Source organism: Pseudomonadota bacterium (genome assembly GCA_026388275.1).
Taxonomy (GTDB): domain Bacteria; phylum Desulfobacterota; class Syntrophorhabdia; order Syntrophorhabdales; family Syntrophorhabdaceae; genus JAPLKB01.
Map to the genome: position 1 here is coordinate 1 of JAPLKB010000070.1, position 5,906 is coordinate 5,906.

The 5,906-nt window shown below is 47.8% G+C and carries 7 protein-coding genes; all 7 read left to right on the plus strand.

The window, feature by feature from the left end; all coding sequences use genetic code 11:
* A partial coding sequence (locus NT010_17035; protein ID MCX5807748.1) for a hydrogenase iron-sulfur subunit occupies positions 1 to 427 on the plus strand: 427 nt, incomplete at its 5' end.
* Positions 420 to 1,379, plus strand: coding sequence for an oxidoreductase (locus NT010_17040; protein ID MCX5807749.1), 960 nt, complete (start codon positions 420 to 422; stop codon positions 1,377 to 1,379). The genes NT010_17035 and NT010_17040, both read left to right, overlap by 8 nt.
* Positions 1,376 to 2,839: a Ni/Fe hydrogenase subunit alpha gene (locus tag NT010_17045; GenBank protein MCX5807750.1), complete on the plus strand. Its 1,464-nt coding sequence runs from the start codon at positions 1,376 to 1,378 to the stop codon at positions 2,837 to 2,839. Before NT010_17040 ends, NT010_17045 begins: the two co-directional genes overlap by 4 nt.
* A gap of 7 nt (positions 2,840 to 2,846) precedes the next feature.
* Positions 2,847 to 3,329, plus strand: a complete 483-nt coding sequence (locus NT010_17050) for a hydrogenase maturation protease (protein ID MCX5807751.1) — start codon at positions 2,847 to 2,849, stop codon at positions 3,327 to 3,329.
* A 1-nt stretch (position 3,330) separates the two neighbouring features.
* Positions 3,331 to 5,142, plus strand: coding sequence for an aldehyde ferredoxin oxidoreductase family protein (locus NT010_17055; GenBank protein ID MCX5807752.1), 1,812 nt, complete (start codon positions 3,331 to 3,333; stop codon positions 5,140 to 5,142).
* On the plus strand, positions 5,139 to 5,507 hold the full coding sequence (locus NT010_17060; protein MCX5807753.1) for a hypothetical protein: 369 nt from the start codon (positions 5,139 to 5,141) through the stop codon (positions 5,505 to 5,507). Before NT010_17055 ends, NT010_17060 begins: the two co-directional genes overlap by 4 nt.
* 290 nt (positions 5,508 to 5,797) lie before the next feature.
* On the plus strand, positions 5,798 to 5,906 hold a 109-nt coding region (locus tag NT010_17065), incomplete at its 3' end, for an NAD(P)-binding protein (GenBank protein ID MCX5807754.1).

The following is a 5,906-nucleotide window of genomic DNA, read 5'->3' on the forward strand; positions in this document are numbered from 1 at the left end:
CAAATTTGAGCCAAAAATAGTCCTCTTCCTCTGTAACTGGTGCTCCTATGCAGGAGCTGATCTGGCCGGTACATCCCGGCTTCAGTATGCACCGAATGTAAGGGTTGTGCGTCTTATGTGCAGCGGAAGAGTTGAGCCGTACTTCATCCTCGAGGCCCTTCAGGCAGGCGCTGACGGCGTACTTGTGCTTGGGTGTCATCCCGGCGAATGCCATTATCTCGAAGGGAACTACAGGACTGCTGCCAGAATGGCCTTACTGAAAAAGATGCTGGGTCAGTTCGGGATGGAGGATGGACGGGTCCGACTTGATTGGGTATCAGCTTCCGAGGGCGTTCAGTTTGCAAGCGTGGTAAACCAGATGACCGAGACAGTGAGAGCCCTGGGACCAATTCAGAAAGAGGAGATTCAAGAGGTGACATATGGGTAAGTTGAAAGTAGCACTCTACTGGGCAAGCAGTTGCGGCGGCTGCGATATTGCTACACTTGCCATCGGAGAAAAGATACTTGATGTGGCAGCGGCTGCAGATATTGTTTTCTGGCCCGTAGCAATGGATTTCAAGTACAAGGATGTTGAACAGATGGCTGATCAAAGCATTGATGCATGTCTTTTTAATGGAGCGATTCGAAGCACCGAGGATGAGCATGTAGCAAAAATGCTTCGCGCAAAATCAAAGATCATGATTGCTTATGGCTCCTGTGCCTATGAGGGATGTATTCCTGGTCTTGCAAATCTGTTCAGCATGGATTCAGTTTTTGACCGGGTATATACTAGTACACCATCTACAAATAATGAGCAAAAAGTTTATCCACAGGCAAACGTGCAAGTTCCTGAAGGAGAACTCGAACTACCCAGGCTTTTTAGTTCAGTCCGGGCACTCAACCAGATAATCGATGTAGATTATTTTGTGCCTGGTTGCCCCCCGGAGCCAAAAACCACTTGGCTTGCCTTGGAGGCTTTAGTATCTGGGAATCTGCCTGAAAAAGGTAGTATTATCAGCCATTCGAGCAAGGCGCTCTGCGATGAATGCCCCCTGCCGAAGGAAGGCAAAAAAGTGAAGAAATTTTTCAGGCCTCATCAGATCATTGCAGATCCGACAAGGTGTCTCCTCGACCAGGGGCTGCTCTGTTATGGCGTTGCCACGCGTGGCGGATGCGGAGCAATGTGTCCTCAAGCGGGCATGCCCTGCACCGGCTGTTATGGACCTGTTGAAGGCGTTGTTGATCAGGGTCTCCATTTCCTGACAGCTCTGGGATCTCTCATCGATTCTACAGACACCGAAGAAATAGCGCAGATTATTGATGAGATTGCCGATCCTGCTGGAACATTCTATAGATACAGTCTGCCTGTGTCACTGCTGAGGAGGGCGAAAACAATATGACTAAAATCATGATCAATCCTATCACCCGACTTGAAGGTCATGGGAAGATTGCAATATTCCTTGACGACGATGGAGAGGTTTCAAATGCATACCTCCAGATACCCGAGCTGAGAGGCTTCGAGAAATTCTGCGAAGGCCGTCCTGCTGAGGATATGCCTCAAATTATGCAACGAATATGCGGTGTCTGCCCCGAGGCGCACCACCTTGCTGCCACCAAGGCCTTAGATAATCTTTTTAAAGTTGAACCGACATCAACTGCCAAAAAACTTCGCGAACTCCTCTACAGTGCTTTTTTTGTAACAGACCATGCCACTCATTTTTACATTTTGGCTGGCCCTGATTTTATTATGGGGCCGGAATCCCCCCCTGCTGAAAGGAATATCCTGGGCGTTATCGGGAAAGTAGGAGTAGAGATAGGCAAGAAAGTAATCCAAACACGGCAACAAAACCATTGGGTCATTCAGACCATTGGCGGTAGAGGCATTCACCCTGTTTTCGGTTTACCTGGAGGCGTAAGCAAAATGCTCTCTGAAGAAAACCGGGCTAAAACTGAAGAAATAGCTGCACAGGGAGTGGAATTTGCAAGGTTCTCTTTGAAGATTTTTGAAGATCTGGTACTCAAGAACAAGGAGTATCTTGACATGGTGTTAAGCGATACCTATACCCATCGCACCTATTACATGGGACTTGTCGATGAAAATAACAAGGTCAATTTTTATGACGGCAAGGTCAGAGTGGTAGATCCTAACGGCAAGGAGTTTACAAAGTATTCACCAGCTGAATACCTTGATAATTTGTCCGAAAGAGTTGAACCATGGACATATTTGAAGTTCCCCTATTTGAAAAAAGTAGGATGGAAAGGTTTTATTGATGGAGAAACAAGCGGCATATATCGTGCAACCCCCCTATCCCGTCTTAACGCATCAGACGGCATGGCAACCCCGCTTGCACAGGAAGAGTATGAAAAAATGTATGCAGCTCTTGGCGGCAAGCCGGTGCATCACACGTTGGCTACTCACTGGGCAAGACTGATTGAGCTGCTGTTTGCGGCTGAAAGGATGCTTGAACTCAGCCGTGATCCTGAGATCACCGGGCCGAACATACGCAATATTCCAACAGAAACACCTGTTGAAGGAATTGGAATAGTAGAAGCGCCCCGCGGCACCCTGACCCACCATTACATAACTGATGAGAAAGGTCTTATAAAAAAATGTAACCTTATCGTAGGGACGACAAACAACTATGCGGCTATGTCCTTGACTATAAAGAAAGCTGCTCAGGGCATTATCCATAAGGGTACAGAAATAACAGAAGGACTGCTGAATCGAATCGAACTTGCCTGGCGGGCCTATGACCCATGCATGGGTTGTGCGACACACACCCTGCCCGGTGAGTTGCCCATAGAAATATCAGTATACGACGCTGACGGAACATTGATTGACGCAGTAAAGAGGTTTTGAGGGTTTTATGGAGAAGACCTTGGTTCTGGGTATCGGTAATTCAGTGCTCTGCGATGACGGAGTAGGAATTAGAGTAGCCACGGAAGTTGGCAAAAGGATCTCCGATCCTTCTGTTACAATCGCCGAAGCATGCCAGGGTGGACTTTTTCTTCTGGAGGCATTCCTGGGATATGATCACGTAGTGCTTATTGATGCAATCCAGACCAAAGGGGGAACTCCAGGTCAGGTTTATGATCTGCAGCCTGAGAACTTCATTTCTGCTTTGCATCTTTCGTCTCCTCATCAAGTAGATTTCACTACGGCACTCGAACTTGGTAAAGCCCTTGGGTTTCCTATGCCCTCGAGTATCGATATAGTTGCTGTGGAAGCAGGAGACGTAACGACCTTTCGTGAGAAATTCACCCCTGAGGTGGAGAAAGCAATACCGGTTGCTGTTGAAATGGCTTTAAGAAAGTGCCCGACACATATAAACCATATAAGAGAGGACTAACATGTTTGGTTGGAACGGAAAAATATTAAGAATCGATTTGACCAAGGGAACTCATTGGGTAGAGGCTATGCCGACCTACCTTATGGAGGAGTACATCGGGGGCCGGGGTATGAGTGACAGGATCCTCTTCGATGAGATCGATCCTCGCATCGATGCCCTGAGTCCTGAGAATAAACTCATATTTTCTACAGGCCCGTTGACAGGCAGCGGTGCACCGTCAGCGAGCCGCTTTATGGCTTCTGCCAAGTCCCCGCTCAGCAACTGTGTATCAAGCCCCTGCTGCGGCGGATACTTCGGCTCTAACTTGAAGTATTCGGGCTACGACCTCCTTATCTTCGAAGGTAAATCGCCTGAACCGGTCTATGTGACTATTCTCAATGACCGGGTGGAGATACTCCCTGCAGCAAATCTCTGGGGGAAAGAGTCATATGAGACGGAAAAGATGATACGCGAGGATATGAAAGTACGGTATAACCTCGACAACTGGGCTCTCAACTCCATGGGTATTGCTAACATCGGCCCTGCGGGCGAGAATCTCGTGAGATTTGCCTGCATCATGTCCGATGGTGGGCGTGCCGCTGGACGTTCCGGTCTCGGTGCAGTCATGGGTTCGAAGAACATCAAGGCCGTGGTTTCACTTGGAACCGGACAAGTCAACATAGCCGACGTGGAAGGTTTCCGACAGGCAGTGATGGACTTCTATAAGGGAGCCAGGGAAAGTGGTGACTTTTATAAACGCCGCAGATACGGCACCTGGGGACTCCCTGGCCGCGCTAATGCCAGCAAAAGCCAGGCTGCCTTCAATTTCAAGGACGGGTACTTTGAAAAATTCGTGAAGTATGAGGACCCTGAGGTTATTCGCGACCTGATTCGTGTCCGGGATGAGGCGTGTTTTTCCTGTCCGTTCGGTTGTAGTAAGCGAAGCCGCATAAAAGATCCTGAATATCCATATACCGCCAAAGGTCCTGAGCATGAGACTATGGCCCTCTTGGGTGCAAATTGCGGTCTCGGAGATATGGAGGACATTTGTCGTGCCAATTATCTTTGTAACGAGCTTGGCATGGACACGATCACAACAGGCGCCATGATCTCCTGTGCTATGGAACTCTTTGAGGAAGGCCACCTGCCTGAAAAAGACATTGGCTATCCCCTGGAATTCGGCAACACAAACATGTTCACGCTACTCAAACAAATAGCCCACAGGCAGGGCATAGGCGATCTTATGGCCGAGGGTGGCATAGCATTAGCATCACAATACGGGCACCCCGAGCTATTCATGGGTATAAAGGGTATGGGCATACCGGCATGGCATCCGCAGGCTTTTGATGCTCTGGGGCTCCAATATGCTACCTGCAATACCGGAGGCGCCCATACGAAAGCAACCATGCCTTTTTATGAAGGTCGAAAGGATCCTGCCTTTTTCACGGAATTTACAAAAAAGGATCAGGATTACCTTGCAACCGCTGATTCAGGCATATTGTGCTGGATTATCTATCATGGTCCCGAGTGGGGAGAAAAAATGGCTGAGTGGCTTAACTATGTAACCGGTACAGGCTTTACGAAGGAAACACTTGACCCGCTGGGTGAGAGAATATGGAATCTTGAAAAACTGTTTAATATGAGAGCTGGCGTCAAGGAAGACACTCTGCCGCCACGAATAACAACAGAACCGCGCGTGAAAAACCGTGTGGTCCCTCTTGATAAATTACTACCAGAGTATTACAAAATGAGAGGTTGGGATAAAAACGGCGTGCCGACCAAAAAGAAGCTTGAGGAACTGAAATTGGAAAAAGAGGGGGAAGGCGTGATATGAAGATCAAGATAGACCACAAAACATGTACAGGTTGTAAACAGTGTGAAATTATCTGCTCTTTGGCACACACGGGGAGCGTGAACCCCTGGCGGTCCCGGATCAGGGTCTATGTGGGAGAGGAATTCTGTTACCCCGTCATCGCGGGCCCATACACGGAAGCCGCCTGTAATTCAAAAGGCACCCGGATTGTTGATGGGATTGAAATAGACGAATGCATCACATGCCGGGCATCATGTCCGTCAAAATCGGTTTACAAGGAACCTGACACAGAAATTCCCCTTAAATGCGACTTCTGCGGTGATCCGCCCAATCCACAGTGTGTGCAATGGTGCGCTCCGAACTGCCTGACGCTCGTGGATGATTAATAAAAGAGATATGCTTATGTGCTTTGCCCATTTTATGTTTTCGGGACATCCGCTTTCGGGTGTCCCCTGTATCCCCTTCGCTCTCACATATTGTGTGAGCTTGCTAAATTATTCAGAGAGTACGTTTATTGTTTATTAAGAACATTAATAGACCCATAAAATACTTTGATTTGATTTTGGTTCAATTTATTCATTATAGTAATTCATTAGAACTGCTTAAGGTTATGTGGAAAGAATAAAAATATGAAACGTTACCCAACAAAAATGGTTTTAAAAAAGGAGGCGGAATTATGAGAGAATTGGAATACGACGGTATAATTATCGGCGCCGGTCCTAACGGGCTTACCGCAGCGGGTTATTTGACAAAGGCAGGCTTGAAGATTGCTATTCTGGAAAGGA

What these genes read in the sequence shown, in the direction of transcription:
- NT010_17040 (MCX5807749.1), top strand. Translation starts at nt 420, where the DNA reads ATGGGTAAGTTGAAAGTAGCACTCTACTGGGCAAGCAGTTGCGGCGGC.
- NT010_17045 (MCX5807750.1), top strand. Translation starts at nt 1,376, where the DNA reads ATGACTAAAATCATGATCAATCCTATCACCCGACTTGAAGGTCATGGG.
- NT010_17050 (MCX5807751.1), top strand. Translation starts at nt 2,847, where the DNA reads ATGGAGAAGACCTTGGTTCTGGGTATCGGTAATTCAGTGCTCTGCGAT.
- NT010_17055 (MCX5807752.1), top strand. Translation starts at nt 3,331, where the DNA reads ATGTTTGGTTGGAACGGAAAAATATTAAGAATCGATTTGACCAAGGGA.
- NT010_17060 (MCX5807753.1), top strand. Translation starts at nt 5,139, where the DNA reads ATGAAGATCAAGATAGACCACAAAACATGTACAGGTTGTAAACAGTGT.